The organism is Burkholderiaceae bacterium DAT-1 (assembly GCA_019084025.1).
Classification (GTDB): Bacteria; Pseudomonadota; Gammaproteobacteria; order Burkholderiales; family Chitinimonadaceae; genus DAT-1.
In genome coordinates, this window is sequence record JAHRBI010000005.1 from 320,455 (window position 1) to 335,267 (window position 14,813).

At 55.8% G+C, this 14,813-nt stretch carries 11 protein-coding genes; 6 read left to right on the forward strand and 5 right to left on the reverse strand.

What is annotated here, in order from left to right:
• Positions 1-13: 13 nt before the first annotated feature.
• From KSF73_12410 to KSF73_12420, 3 genes are all read left to right on the forward strand, one after another.
• The gene (locus KSF73_12410) at positions 14-1,003 is read left to right on the forward strand and encodes a TerC family protein (GenBank protein ID MBV1776511.1); all 990 of its coding nucleotides are present in this window, start codon (positions 14-16) and stop codon (positions 1,001-1,003) included.
• Between the two features lie 43 nt (positions 1,004-1,046).
• Positions 1,047-1,595, forward strand: coding sequence for a DUF2062 domain-containing protein (locus KSF73_12415; GenBank protein ID MBV1776512.1), 549 nt, complete (start codon positions 1,047-1,049; stop codon positions 1,593-1,595).
• Positions 1,596-1,808: 213 nt separating this feature from the next.
• Positions 1,809-2,396, forward strand: a complete 588-nt coding sequence (locus KSF73_12420) for a DUF3617 domain-containing protein (protein ID MBV1776513.1) — start codon at positions 1,809-1,811, stop codon at positions 2,394-2,396.
• Positions 2,397-2,501: 105 nt separating this feature from the next.
• Here KSF73_12420 and KSF73_12425 read toward each other — a convergent pair whose 3' ends face one another.
• Both KSF73_12425 and KSF73_12430 read right to left on the reverse strand, forming a co-directional pair.
• Entirely contained in the window at positions 2,502-3,191 is a 690-nt protein-coding gene (locus KSF73_12425) for an LrgB family protein (protein ID MBV1776514.1), read from the reverse strand.
• Positions 3,188-3,583, reverse strand: a complete 396-nt coding sequence (locus KSF73_12430) for a CidA/LrgA family protein (GenBank protein ID MBV1776515.1) — start codon at positions 3,581-3,583, stop codon at positions 3,188-3,190. The genes KSF73_12425 and KSF73_12430 overlap by 4 nt, the downstream gene beginning before the upstream one ends.
• Positions 3,584-3,750: 167 nt before the next feature.
• Here KSF73_12430 and KSF73_12435 point away from each other — a divergent pair, with 167 nt between their 5' ends.
• Complete coding sequence (locus tag KSF73_12435; GenBank protein MBV1776516.1) at positions 3,751-7,125, forward strand: SMP-30/gluconolactonase/LRE family protein; 3,375 nt, start codon at positions 3,751-3,753, stop codon at positions 7,123-7,125.
• A gap of 43 nt (positions 7,126-7,168) precedes the next feature.
• Here KSF73_12435 and KSF73_12440 read toward each other — a convergent pair whose 3' ends face one another.
• Complete coding sequence (locus tag KSF73_12440; GenBank protein ID MBV1776517.1) at positions 7,169-7,942, reverse strand: hypothetical protein; 774 nt, start codon at positions 7,940-7,942, stop codon at positions 7,169-7,171.
• A gap of 204 nt (positions 7,943-8,146) precedes the next feature.
• Between KSF73_12440 and KSF73_12445 the strand changes: the two genes are divergently transcribed.
• Entirely contained in the window at positions 8,147-10,405 is a 2,259-nt protein-coding gene (locus KSF73_12445) for an EAL domain-containing protein (GenBank protein ID MBV1776518.1), read from the forward strand.
• 17 nt (positions 10,406-10,422) lie between these two features.
• On the opposite strand, the gene mmsB is transcribed toward KSF73_12445, so the two are convergent.
• Together mmsB and KSF73_12455 are read right to left on the reverse strand one after the other, a co-directional pair.
• Positions 10,423-11,310 carry a 3-hydroxyisobutyrate dehydrogenase gene (mmsB, locus tag KSF73_12450; GenBank protein MBV1776519.1) on the reverse strand — a complete coding sequence of 296 codons (888 nt, stop codon included), beginning with the start codon at positions 11,308-11,310 and terminating at the stop codon, positions 10,423-10,425.
• Between the two features lie 10 nt (positions 11,311-11,320).
• Positions 11,321-12,871, reverse strand: coding sequence for a CoA-acylating methylmalonate-semialdehyde dehydrogenase (locus KSF73_12455; GenBank protein ID MBV1776520.1), 1,551 nt, complete (start codon positions 12,869-12,871; stop codon positions 11,321-11,323).
• A 228-nt stretch (positions 12,872-13,099) separates the two neighbouring features.
• Between KSF73_12455 and KSF73_12460 the strand changes: the two genes are divergently transcribed.
• A complete protein-coding gene (locus KSF73_12460) occupies positions 13,100-14,608 on the forward strand; it encodes a tetratricopeptide repeat protein (GenBank protein MBV1776521.1) in 1,509 nt (502 codons plus the stop codon).
• The last annotated feature ends 205 nt before the right edge of the window (positions 14,609-14,813 follow it).

The window sequence follows — 14,813 nt, forward strand, 5'->3', positions numbered from 1 at the left end:
AGGAAATATCATCATGGAAATTTTCAATGCTGCCTGGCTGGGCAAGCCCGTCTGGATGTGGCTCACCTTTCTGGGCATCGTACTCAGCTTGCTGGTACTTGATCTGGGATTACTGAACAAGAAACAACGCGAAATCGGCGTAGCGCAAAGCTTGAAACTGTCTGCCTTCTATATTGCGGCGGGCATCACATTTGGAGGATGGGTCTGGTATTACCTTGGCGCAGCTGCCGGGATGAACTTCTATACAGGCTTCGTGATTGAAAAGAGCCTGTCGCTGGACAATATTTTTGTGATCTCGCTGATTTTCAGCTTTCTGGCAATTCCGCGCGAATACCAGCACCGCGTATTGCTGTGGGGCATTCTTGGCGTCATCGTGCTGCGGGCGCTGATGATTGGAGTCGGTACCAGCCTGGTCGCTCAGTATCACGGGTTGCTGTATGTATTCGGCGTCTTTCTGGTGTTTACCGGTATCAAGATGCTGTTTGCCAAAAACGAACCCGCCAACATGAGTACCAATCCGGTGCTGCGCTTTCTGCGACGGCACCTGCGCATCACCCCGCAATTGCATGGACAACACTTCTTTGTGCGCCAGGCTGCTGACGGGAATCATGGTAAAGCAGTCTGGTGGGTCACCCCCTTGTTTCTGGCGCTGGTGATGATTGAAACCATAGATCTGGTGTTTGCGATTGACAGTGTCCCAGCCATCCTGGCGATCACCACAGACCCCTTCATCGTGTATACATCGAACATTTTCGCGATTCTCGGCCTGCGCGCCCTGTACTTTGCGCTGGCGGCGATCCTGCATCGTTTCCACTACCTGAAGTACGCGCTGGCCCTGATTCTGGTATTCATCGGCAGCAAGATTTTTCTGGCGGAATGGCTATTCGACGGCAAAGTGCCCGCGCTGGTGTCGCTGGGAATAACGTTCGGGCTGCTAGCGGGTGGCATTGCCGTATCCATTTACAAGACGCGAACCGTAAAGCAAATGCTACCCGGCATCTAGTACCGACAGGAAAGATGCAATAGCTCTAGGAGATCGTGAAATCATGCGGAAATATCTGCGTCGCTGGCTTCCAAAGCAGGAAACGCTGGCCGGGAATCGTATCCTGGCGCGCTGTGCGCCATGGCTGCAGGCGCCTGAGCTGTGGCAGCTGAATCGCCACGCGGTAGCAGGTGGCGCAGCCATCGGCCTTGCATGCGCCATGATTCCCGGGCCGCTGCAGCTACTAGGGGCAACGCTGGCCTGCTGCCTGTTCCGCGTCAATCTGCCTGTGGCTGCACTGGGCACGCTGGTCAGCAATCCGCTAACCATCCTGCCGCTATATGTGCTCGCCTACCATCTTGGGGGGCTACTGGCCGGATCGGATTTAGCTTCCGCCACCATGCCTCCCCCCGACATTCGCTGGAGCGAGCTGTTTGCTAGCGGCGCATCCTGGCTTAACTGGTTGCACACTCAAGCGAGTTCCCTGCTGATCGGGCTGCCCGCACTGGCACTGGTCATGGCTGGCCTCGCGTATGCGCTGGTTCATCTTGCCTGGCATCTGTCTACCTTGAGCCGGATCAGACGTCGGCGCAGACGCATGCATGCTGATTAGGCTGTACTACGCATCTATCCATCATCGCAAGCCGGTGTACTCTACCCTAGCTACTCAATCGACAATCACACATTCTTAATTTCGTTGCCTGGCACGGTACTCAACAGTATTATGCCAATGTATTTTTTTACAAATCCCTATACTAGTCCATTGTATGTGATTGAAAATTCATTGCCCTAGCATGATGAGCGGCAACATCAGAAAGGATCGTTCATGAAGATGAAACAGCTTACCTTGATCGCCAGTACATTTATTTTTGCTTCGCATACTCAGGCAGAAATCCTGTACGTCAAAATTGCGCCCGGCCTTTGGGAACACACCAGCAAAACACTGCTCAATGGCAGAAATCTCGAGTCGGCAGTCGATGAACTGCAAGCACACTTGCTGGCCAATGCAAGCCCTGAGGAACGGGAAATCTTGCTGGAGGGCATGAAGGAGCAAGGGGGCAATGCAGGCAAGTACCTTGAATGCATAACGCCTGTTGCTGTGGCCAAAGGATTGGATACCGAGAAAGTACGCCAGCAGATTCAGAACGCCCAGCCTAATTGCCAGGCCCGTTTACTCAATGCGACCGCTCACGGTGCAAAGTTCGAACTATCCTGCGCCCTGCCTAACGGCGGCTCGCAAAAAGGCGTAGGCGAATACGTACTGAAGAACGAAAAGGAATGGACCTTCCACGCTGTTTCGTCTGGCGATATACAAGGCGCACCAGCAGGTGCCGGCAAGTATCAGGCCACCGTTGACGTCAATGCGGTCTGGAAAGGCAGCAGCTGCGGCAATGTCCGCCCTGAAGTAGATTAAGCCTGTTTAGCAGCGCCCATGCTCTCCATTCCCGGTGTGGTCGATTCACACCCAATATCGAACGCAGACGGCAGCATCGGTGCCGGATGACATTCAGCCGGCATCTTACACAATGAATCGCGCCAGCCAGGGCGCAAGCACGGTTGTAACGATGCCGGCCAACACCATGGTCAGACTGGACACAACACCTTCCTCTTGCCCCAGCTCCCGCGCTTTCACCGTCCCGACGGCGTGCGCGGCCGCCCCCAGTCCGGCGCCACGCGCCACGCTGGAGCGAACGCCTATCCAGCGCATCCAGATTTCGCCGACAATCATGCCGATAATGCCGGTCACTATGACAAATAAGGTGGCCAGCTCTTGCGAGCCACCAAAAGCTGGACTCGCGCTGATCGCAAACGGCGTAGAAATCGACCGGGTCAACAAGCTACTAGCCACATCCGCAGGCAAATGAAATGCGCGGCCCAAGACCCACGAACTCCCAACACCCAGCACTACACCCGTAAAAACGCCTGCCGTAATCGTCAGCGGATAGCGTCGCAACAGCGCTCGTTGCCGATAAATCGGAATTGCAAAGGCAACCGTTGCTGGGCCAAGCATCCACATCAGCCAGCGCGTATCTTGCTGATACACGGGCAAGGGAATGCGAAACAGCATTACCAGACTCATCAACAAGAGCGGCGCGACCAGAATCGGGGCAGCCCAGAATCGCTTGATGCGGGCGTGAATACGCTTGGACAATACATACACAGCAACCGTTGCTAACAGGGAAATAGCCGCCAGAAGCGTTGTACTCATTTGCCCCTGCCCTCCGCATCCCGGCTTGCATGGAGTCGCTGTTCATAATGGAAAAGGTGATCAACCACCCAGGCTGTCCCGGCCATCACCACCAAGCATCCAATCAGAAGGACGGCTAGCAGTTCCCAGCCTTGCTGTGCAAACAGCGGACCAAACCGGGTCAGACCGACCATGGCGGGTACAAAAAACAGCATCATCTCTGCGAGTAACAGTTCTGCACCCAGCTCGACCACATCGAGCGGTAACCAACCCAGCAGCAACAGAAGCACCAGCATGCCCAATCCGAGTACACCCGCGGGAATCGGTAAGGCGCTTGAACGCACAACCCAGTCAGCCGTGAGCCAGAGGCATACCAGCAGAATGACTTGCGCCACGACACGAAGGAGGCGCAATGATCGTAATCGAAATACAGACATCGGAAAGCAATACAGGCATGAGCACAGAGGGATGCTACCCCATGCCGGCCTTCCTGTCGTGCAATGAACTGTATCGGTAGCACAAGGTCGGCATTGCAACTATACCGAGAGGAGTGCCTCCATCAATCAAACATTCTACATTCATGCACCGTGCTCGCCTGTTCATGCGGATGCTGTATACAGTATTGACGATGCTGTCCGCCGCAGTCCCCCACGCCTCGACTGCCACTTACCCGCAGACAATTGCCGGGTATGCCCATATCCATTTCCAGGAAATTCCGCTGGAGATTTCGGCGTTTGGCAATGGCTTCATGGTGGATCGATACGGCTTTGTATGGCTGGGGCTACAGTCGGGTCTCGCCAAATGGGATGGGCGCAAGGTCACGCTTTTCGATACGCGAAATAGCGCGCTCTCATCCATCACCATTACAGGCGTACTCGAGGCTGCATCGGGGGCGATTTGGATCATGACACAAGGTGGTGGCCTGAATCGCTACGATCGCCAGACCAACCACTTCACAACCTGGCGGATGGATCCGGCAAATCCGCATAGCCTCAGCACCAATAACCTCGGTTCGACCTTACTGCATACCGCCATGGCCGCAGATGTGCATGGCAATCTATGGATGGCGTCATCCGCAGGCTTGATTCGCTTCGATCCGCGCAAGCAGACATTCACGCGCTTTCTGCACGATAAACACAAGCCGGATAGTGTGTCCTCCAATGATGTAACCAGCGTCATTGCCCTACCCGATGGCACCCTCTGGGTTGGCACCACCAATGGGCTGAACGTGCTTGCTACAGGCCAAACCCGGTTCAAGCGCATCTTGCATGAAGACAATAATCCTGCCAGCCTCAGTGACAATCAGATCAATGCCCTGCTACCGGGTCGCAATGGCACAATCTGGGTTGCAACCCGTAAGGGCCTGGACGCCATTGAGGCGTCATCCGGAAAGATTCGCCATTTTGAACATTCTGCGGGCAACTGGCGAACACTGGCCTTTGCATCGGTCACCTCCCTGGCCGAAGATCCGAATGGCCGGATCTGGATTGCCTACGCAAAAAACGTCGTCACCATTCTGGATCCGCAGACCGGAGAGCTGGTACATCACGTCTCTGCCGAAAACAGTCCGGGTCGACTCAGAGGTGAAAATATCGAACACCTCGTCGCAGGGCCGCGCGGAGAAATGTGGATCATCGACCATGCAGCGCGGATCAGTAAATACGATCCAGCTACCGTGAAATTCGCGCTTTACCAAGCAGAAGAAGGTAATCCAGATAGTCTGGTATCCAGCATCGTCCAGTATGTGTATTGCGCCAAAGATGGTCAGGTCTGGCTGGATGGCGGTCATGGCTATCTGCAGCGTTACGACCCCCATTCGGATGGATTTAAGCGCTTTGCACTCTATGGCAAATCTCACTACCCGATGCTGGAGGACCGGCAAGGTCGAATGTGGATTGGCGGCCGGACGGCAGATGATACGCAGGGTGCCATTCATTTACTGGATCCGCGAAATGGCAGATATCTGGCCGAATATGTCATGCCCCGCGGTTTCCCAACGACACGCATGATTGAGGACCCGAATCGACCGGGATTGTTATGGTTTACCACCACCGACCAGGGTTTAGTGAGCTTTGATAGTTCGACGCACGCTTTCCGCTATTTTGTGCATGATGCGGCAAACCCCTCCAGCATTGGCGGCAATTCATTGTGGGATCTGGCGGTCGATCGCGATGATCCATTTGTATTCTGGATTGGATCATCAGGCGGAGGGTTGAATCGCTTTGATACCCGAACCGAATCCTTTACCCGCTATCTCCATCGCACCGATCAACCTGACTCGATCGCAAGCGATACGGTTTTCTCATTTCGACAAACCCGGGCGGGTGACTTCTGGGTAATGGCCAAAGGAGGTGGACTCGACAAATTCGACCGTCATTCCGGGACATTTGAGCATTTCAGTCAAACAAATCATCGCTTTCCGAATGATAAGGCGGTCAATATTGCCGAAGATCGAAACGGCAATTTATGGCTGAATGCACCGGGCGGTCATCTCATCCGCTTTCAGCCAGGCACAGGCGCATGGCGTGATTACCATTCAAGTGACGGCGTGCAGCCCAGCGCCGCATGGGGCGGTGCGCACGCTACCTGCGAAGATGGGCGCATCTGGTTTGGCGGCGGACGTGGGCTCAATGCCTTTTATCCTGACACCATTCGCGATAGTCAGTTCAACCCACCAGTAGTGCTGACCTCCCTCACGCAAGGCGGGGAGCCTTTCATCCGCAATCGCGCACCAGAACTGATCGATCACATCACACTGGACTGGAGAAATAACTTCTTTGAATTTGAAGTGGCCGCACTTGATCTCACCCATCCTGAGCAAAATCAATATCAGTACAAACTGGATGGTTGGGACAATGACTGGTATCTGGCGGGCAACCGAAATGGCGGTCGCTATTCTGGCTTGCCGGGTGGCCAATACGTATTGCATGTCCGAGGCAGCAATGGCGATGGTCAGTGGAGCTCCCATGAGGTTCGTCTGGATGTCACGGTCACCCCGCCCTTTTGGCGAACATGGTGGTTTATCAGTCTGGCAATTGTCTTGCTCTGCATGATGGTGGCAGGCATCTTCTGGCGACGGACAGCCTCCATTCGTGCACATAACTTCCGATTGCAGCAGCACAGAGACGAACTGGAGCAAGCAGTGCAAGCGCGCACCAATGAGCTGCGCCAAGCCATGGATAAACTGGTGCAATCGGAAAAACTCTCCGCACTTGGTCACCTTGTTTCAGGTGTCGCCCATGAACTGAACACGCCACTTGGCACCACAAAAATGGTTGGCAGTATTCTCGCGGAGCGGCTTGAAGCATTAGACAAGGCGCTTAAAGCCGACGAGTTAGATCAGGCAGGACTGGAAGACTATATTCAGTCCGGCCGCGAGTCGATCAGGCTGCTTGAACGCAATACGATACGGGCTGCGAATCTCGTCAGTCATTTCAAGCAAATTGCAGTCGATCGCGCCAGCTCCCAGCGCCGCAGCTTCTACCTGCGTCAGGTGGCCGACGAAGTCCTGACGCTCATGCAGAGTCGGCTCAAAGGGAAGCCCGTCACCGTCGAGATCGATATCGCGCCGGACATCGAGATGGAAGGTTTTCCCGGCCCCTTAACTCAGGTGCTGGACAATATGATGGCAAATTCACTGATTCACGCTTTTGACGGCAGTACGGAGGGTCATATTCGATTGAGTGCCGCCATTGAGGGCGATACTGTCCGCCTGATTTACGAAGATGATGGCAAGGGCATGGACGAAACCGTTCAAAAACGGATTTTCGACCCCTTTTTCACGACCCAGCTAGGTCAGGGCGGTAGCGGACTCGGTATGTATATGGTGTACAACCTGATCAATGGCATGCTCGGAGGCAGCATCGAATTGCGCAGTCAGCCGGGTAAAGGGGTCAGCTTTACGATTATATTGCCGCGTACTGCGCCAGAAGCAGGCAGCCCGGCCACACCATAAACGCATACGCACATGGCGGTGGCGGGGGTACCTCGCTTGCTACCTACTGTCTGGGATGTGCCTTGGCGTAGTCTTGCCAGATCTGGCGGATCTCGCCGCTATCCTGCATCTTTTGCAATTGCTTGCTGAGCTTAGGAATCAGATCGGCATTGCGCTCATGCACATAATGGTACATGCCCGCCATGCCCCCAAGCGGACGCTTAACAAACTGATCCGGATCAATCCCGGCCGCTTTGGTGGCAGCCAGTGCGCCATCCAGTTCTTTGGACGACATCACGACGACATCGACCTGATCACGCCACAGTAGCACCAACCCGGAATGTCCATCTGCAACCGGCTTGGTAATGGCCTCTCCCAGTGTTTTTTCTGCATAACGTGAGCCAAACGGTGCAGCAATGCGCAAACGTGAATAAAACAGCTTTTCCCAGTCCGATACGTCCTGCTTGAGCTTTTTCGAGGTGAACATGAAATAGCCGTATTCACCTAGGGATACTGGCACCTTGCGCAAATGGCGAAAGCGCGGATCGATTTGCTCATTGCGCACCAGCTCGCCATCATAAATGCCATGTTCAGCATCATGCAGAGAGCGCCAGCCCGGCCAGGCGACAACCGAAATCTCAATTCCCAGCGCACGATAGGCCCGGCTGAGAATGATTTTGGCAGGAACGGTCGTCGACTCGCCATTTGTAAAGGTTGTGAGCTTGAGTGTCCGCTTATCCTCTGCGCAGACTGATTGCCCTAACCCAAGCAGCAGACAGGCCATCAGCATGCACTGCCAGGCATTGGCACCCGGCCAGCCGTTCCATCTATTCCGCATTTCACTCCACCCCTAGCCGGCACATCCGGCCTTCCGGCGGCGATTTTAGAGCAATATGCCGCCAGACGGCAGTCCGATCATGCACTCAGGCGCTGTCCGGCATTGCTGTCTGGTCGCACATTGCCTAAAAAGGGTCATGGTTCACTCAGGTGCATTCGAATCCTGCGGGATCTATCTGCCCGTCATATGGAGTCTGCTCGTCTTGTGAGCGCGTTATCCATTCTCGCTATTTCCATCCATCTCCTAGTGGGGCTTGCCCTGGTGATGACATGGAATCGTCGCCGACAACAGCGTTTTACACTCACGCTGGGGATATCCTATTGCCTGGTTGCACTCTCTTCTTCCGTTGAGTTTCTAGATGATCCCAACCTGGAATTCACGTTTACCGGGGTCATTTTTGTCCCCATCCTGTTTACCGCCAATGTGTGTCTGCTGATCAGTGGTATACATTCCCTGATCGGACAGACGCTCAAGAAGACTCACCTATTTTTATTTGCCATCAGCCTGTTTACTTGCGTGCAAGTGGTCATCGGTCACGGTAACCAGTTCCTGACACAGTTACTGGTCTCCCTGGCTTACCTCTACATTGCCGTGCGAGCATGCATGGGCTTCCGCGTGCAAACACCAGCCGAACGCTATGTCGGCGTGCTGCTGTGCCTGCTCGCGCTGCACCCCCTAATCAGCATGACCTTCAGCTGGCATGCCGCAGAAATGCAAATGATGGTCGGCGCGCTCATTCGCACTGCGCTCGGGTTTACCGTCCTCTACATTGCGCTGGATAGAACCTTGCAGGAAGCCGTGCGCCTCAGCCAGCGCTTTCAGATGATGATCGAGCACTCGCAACAAGGTGTACTCATTGCCACCCCGGAGCATGCGCTGTATGCAAATGCCGAAGCGCTGAAAATCTATGGCGCCAGAGAGTCTGCTGCGCTTGATACCCGGTTTCGCGACATCACCATGCCGGCTGCAGAACAAGCCATGCTGCTGACCGAATATCAGAAAGTGATCAATGGTGAGCGCGAGCAATTCTCATGGGAAGGTCCGCGACGGCGCATCGATGGCTCGGTTCGCTACTTGCATTTTTTTGCCTATCCGATTGAATGGGACGGTATACAGGCTGGATGTATTCTGATCACAGATGAAACAGAACGTCTGGAGCAATCCCGTGCGCTTTTACATCGCGCTACTCACGACTCCCTGACCGGCCTGCCTAATCGCAGTGCGCTCATGGAAACGCTGCACGCCCATTGCCGCTCTCCAGACTGGGCCTTTGCCTTGTTTATGATCAATATCGATCGTTTCAAACTCTTTAATGCGGCACACGGCTATGGTGTCGGTGACGAGATTCTGCAGGCATTTTCGAGGGTACTGGCAACCACCGTCCCGATTGGCGGGGTACTGTATCGAGTCGGTGTAGATGAATTTGCACTGTTTGCACAACCACTTGATCATGACCCGGCGTTGCTGGGATTAGAGCAGATTTTATTGCGCCAACTTGCCCAGCCGATTGATGTGTCTGGCGGCGCGTTTTACGTAGATGCATCCATCGGCCGCGCAGATTTTCCAGCACACGGAGAAGATGCCGATGTGATCATTCGTGCGGCAAATGCCGCCATGCATCAGTCAAAGAACAAGCCCGGCAGCGTCATCACCCGTGCGGAATCACGCTTCGAGCAAGGCTCAACCGATATGCTGACACTGGAACAGGCGTTGCGCATCGGCATCCGCCAGCGTGAGGTCTACCTGTGTTACCAGCCCAAGGTCAACTCGGAAACGGGGGAGATCATCGGCTTCGAGGCGCTTGCTCGCTGGAACCGTCCGGGCATCGGTATGATTAGTCCGCAGGAATTCATCCGCGCGGCCGAAACCACCGGCCTGATTGTCGAACTCGGCTCGATGCTCTTGCTGCATGCCTGCGAGCAGCTTGCCACCTGGATCAAGACCGGGCATGAGTGCGTGCCGGTCGCCGTCAATGTATCGCCGCTGCAGTTGTTAAATCCGCACTTTCCCAGTCAGGTGATGGATATTCTCAAGAGCACACAGGTAGCGCCCGAATTCCTGACGCTGGAAATTACCGAAAGCGCCGCCGTTGAAAATCTGGAACAAACTCGTGTTCAACTCGCCCAGCTTCAGGAAATGGGCATCCATGTTGCCATGGACGACTTTGGTACCGGCTTTTCATCGCTGGGCATGCTGCGCAACCTGCCACTCAGCACCGTGAAGATCGACAAAGCCCTGATCGACCCGCTTCCCTCCGAAGAAGGTAAGGCCGTGGTGCAGGCCATCTGCCAACTTGCAGCCGCACTGGGCTTGAAAGTGGTAGCTGAAGGCGTTGAAACGGAAGAACAGGCCCGTGCCGCTCGCGAGGCAGGCTGCGACGAGCTGCAGGGCTATTTTTACAGTAAACCGCTCAGCACAGAAGACGCTAGCCGCATGCTGAGCGGCACCCAGTCAGATGCCTAGCACAGCACACAGCCCACTTACTGGCCCTGCAGCATCTGGATAATGGACGAGAAATCCAGCCCACCCTGCCCTTGGCTGCTATGCAGTTGATACAGCTGCTGAGCGGCTGCACCAAGCGGCACAGCCTGTTTCGCCTGCTTGGCGGCCGCCACCGCCAGCGACAAATCCTTCAGCATCAGGTCAGTCCCGAACCCGCCGGTATAGCCACGCGCAGCTGGCGCAGTCTCCAGCACGCCCGGCATGGGGTTATAGGTATCCGAACTCCAGCAACGGCCGCTTGAGGTGTTGATCACCCCAGCCAGTGTCGCGGCATCCATGCCCAGTTTGGTGCCGAGCGACATGGCTTCCGCTACGCCGATCATGGAAATCGCCAGCAGCATATTATTGGCGAGCTTGGCCACTTGCCCATTACCCACGTCGCCGCAGTGAACAATATTCTTGCCCATTGCTGCTAGCACCGGACGCGCGGATTCCACCATATCAGCCGGGCCGCCCACCATAAAGGTCAGCGTGCCCGCCTCCGCGCCGCCCGTACCACCGGATACCGGTGCATCGAGGAAACGATGCCCGGCTTTGGCAGCCGCATCGGCCAGATCGCGTGCGGTTTGCGGATCGATGGTCGAGGAATCGATGATAAGCGTACTGGCTGCAGCCGCAGCAAACACGCCCGCCTCACCCAGACACACGCGGCGCACCAGCTCTGGCGTCGGGAGCATGGTCAGGATGAGCGCGCACCCTGCTGCCGCAACATGTTGCGGCGATTCTCCCCGGATGGCACCTGCCTCGACTACCTTGTCGAGCGCAGCAGCGGATACGTCGAACGCCACCACTTCATGACCTGCCTTAAGCAGATTGCGCGCCATCGGCCCGCCCATATTGCCCGTACCGATAAATCCGATTTTCATGGTCGTCCCCTTAGCGCAGCGAGATCGTGGTGTTGACGCCAGTATTTACCGACGCATCATCGAACCAGCGGGCGGTTACCGTCTTGGTTTGCGTATAGAACTGCACCACCTGCTTGCCATAGGGGCCAAGATCGCCGAGCTTGGAGCCACGCGAGCCGGTAAAGCTGAAGAACGGCACCGGTACCGGAATCGGCACATTGATGCCCACCTGCCCCACGTCAATCTCGTTCTGGAATTTGCGGGCGCTGGCACCCGATTGCGTAAAGATGCCTGTGCCGTTGCCATACGGGTTGGCATTGGTCAGCGCGATGGCTTCGTCGAGTGTGTCGACTTCGACAATCACCAGCACTGGCCCGAAGATTTCCTGATCGTACACATCCATGCCCGGCTTCACGCCTGCAAAGATGGTCGGCCCAACAAAATTGCCTGATTCGAAGCCCGGTACACGCACGGTACGGCCATCCAGCTCCAGGCGTGCGCCTTGCGCGGCGCCGGTTTCGATCAATTTGTGGATACGGCTCAACGCGGTTCTGGAGATCACCGGACCGACATCGGTGCCAGCGATGTGGCCGGCATTTACCTTCAGCAGCTTCGCGCGCGCCACGATGTCCGGAATCCAGTTGCGCGCCTCGCCCACCAGCACCGCCACCGAAGTCGCCATACAGCGTTGCCCTGCCGCGCCAAATGCCGCGCCCACCAGCGCGTTCAGGCTTTGCTCCTTGTTGGCGTCCGGCATGATCACTGCGTGATTCTTGGCGCCCATCATGGATTGCACGCGCTTGCCGTGATCGCTAGCTAGCTTGTAGACGTGCTCGCCGACATGGCAGGAGCCCACAAACGACACGGCTTTGATGTCGGGATGGGTGCACAGACCATCCACCATCTCCTTGCCGCCATGCACGATATTGAGCACACCCGCCGGCACCCCCGCCTCAATGGCCAGCTCGGCCAGCAGCATGGGGGTCAGCGGGTCTTGCTCGCTCGGTTTCAATACAAAGGTATTACCGCAGGCAATCGCCATGGGGAACATCCACAGTGGAATCATCGCCGGGAAATTGAAAGGCGTAATGCCCGCGCACACGCCAATCGGCTGGCGGATGGCATAGGTATCCACGCCACTGGCGACATTTTCGGCAAATTCGCCCATCTGCAGCGTGCCGATGGAGCAGGCATGCTCGACCACTTCCAGTCCACGGAACACATCGCCCTTGGCATCTTCCAGTGTCTTGCCCTGTTCACTGGTCAGCGTGGCGGCAAGGCGGTCGAGATTGTCGCGAATCAGTTGCTGCAGCTTCAGCATCACGCGCATGCGTGCGCCAATCGGTACATTGCGCCAGGTCTTGAATGCAGCTTGTGCAGCTGCGATTGCCTGATCCAGCTCTGCACGGGTGGCCATCGGCACACGGGCCAGCACGTCCTGCGTGGCGGGATTGACGACATCGCGCCAGTCCTGGGTAGCCGAATCAACAAACTCGCCATTGATCAGCAGCTTGACGGTAGGGGTATGAGACACGGTGTTGCTCCTTCTTGTGGCAGCAGGCGTCCTTCTGAACGAGTGCATCGAACGGGACCACTCTGCGGGATGTGCCATGCTAGGCGCAGATTGACGTTAACGTAAAGTACAAGCGCAAACTGCGCGGACAAGTGTGCGGAAAATACGAAATAACCTGCATGACCATTCGCGTTTTGCCTCTTCAGCCCTAAGTATGCAAAGATGCTTATTTACTGCTAGTCACAGGCCGAGCGCGCCTAATCTGATGAGCAGGCTGCCCCAGTATCGAATCAGTCAATGCATATCCCTGAATTTTCCGCCTTATCTCCTGATGTTCAGCATTCACTCGCCGTGCTGTCCTATTGCACACCTGATTTCGACGAGGCCATGTTTGATGTGCTGGCTGGATTTGGGCTGACGCCGCTTGCTGCACTGCATGCACAGGGCGTTATAGCGACTAAACATGGTCGATTTGCCATTGCGGCACCGCTTCAAATTCCGGCAGCCCTGGCTCGAATACAGTCTCCTCTGGGCAGTGATGTCGCAGCACTCCATGCGACACATATTACGACAGTATGCGAACAAGCCGCCTGCAACTGGCATAGTCCCGATGAACCGCAATGGACACATCATCTGGATACGGAGCAGGACAATATCCATCTGGCACTTGGCTGGGCGTGCGATACGACACATACCCAGATAGCGCTGCGGCTAGTCGCAACACTGGCACCTTACTGGATTTCTCGCGGGAAATTGCCTGAGGGACGCAATTGGGTGCAACGTACCTTGCAGCTTCCCCGTGCGGAACAGTCTTCCTATTACGCCGCTGCACAGGTTGCGATGGGTAAACTGCTGTTCTGGCTAGGCGATCTGGATCGCAGCATCGACCATTTTGAACGGGCGCTGAGCGATGTACGTGCGCCCAACAAGGCCTTTATTGTCACCACCTGCCATGCGTGGATGGCAGGTGCACATTATCGTTTTGGCCGTCAGGCGATCGCGGAACAATACGCCGAGCGCGCACTCACTGCGGCCAGACGACAGGCACAGTATGGAGAAGAGGCACTCGCGCAGTTAGTACTGGGCGGGGTGTACCTTGAGAAAGAACGATTTACCGAGGCGGAATCCGTCCTTTTGCAGTGTCAGTCCACTTTTCAGCGTCAGGGCGATTATCGACGCCGCGTGCTGGCACTGAATTTTCTATCATTGCTCAACCACTACGTGCAGCGCCCTGCAGTCGGCCATACCTGGTCCTGTGAGGCAATCGCACTCTGTCAGGCAGCCGGCGATCTGGCTAATCTGGCCTACTCACTAACTAATCTGGGCATTGTGCTGGCTGACATGGGCGACCTGCATCACGCACATCAAAAGCTGTCGGAAGCTACGCAGATGCTCGCCAGAATTGGCGCAACTGATTGGGCGTCCCGTGCGCATGCCATGTTATTTTCTGTCTGCATGCGCCGCCAAGACGACCTTGGTGCGCAGCAGGCGTTACATGCCGCCATTGAACTGGCTATTCAGGCTAATTCCGCCCGAAGGCAACTGCTCGCTCTCTCCTGCATTTGCGTGTGGCGCTGTCATCAGAACAATCTGCCACAGGCAACGGCTTGTGCCCGGATGATTCTGCAGCACGAACAATCCGGAACAGAAGCCAGGCAGATGATCCAGGCGTGTCTCCCCTGTCTGGCTGAAGGACTGAGCACAGAAACCGGGAATCCATATGCCGGATACACCCTGCCTGCATTACTAAATCTGCTCGTCTCGTCGTGCCAATCGGTCGAAGACAAGGTGCCGGTCGGCGACTGATCTTGCATGCCAGCCATCTAAGCCCTATTCCTAAAGAACCAATCCAAACAAGGATTCATGCGGCATGTTCGCTGCATTGACATCATTTCTCCGTGCCCGGCTGGAAAAGTCACCCTTTTCCATTCTGGCATTCGCCTTGTCCGCTATCATCTGTTTAGCAGGCTCGGGGGGGGCTGTGTCTGCTGAACCTATCCCATCCACAGTC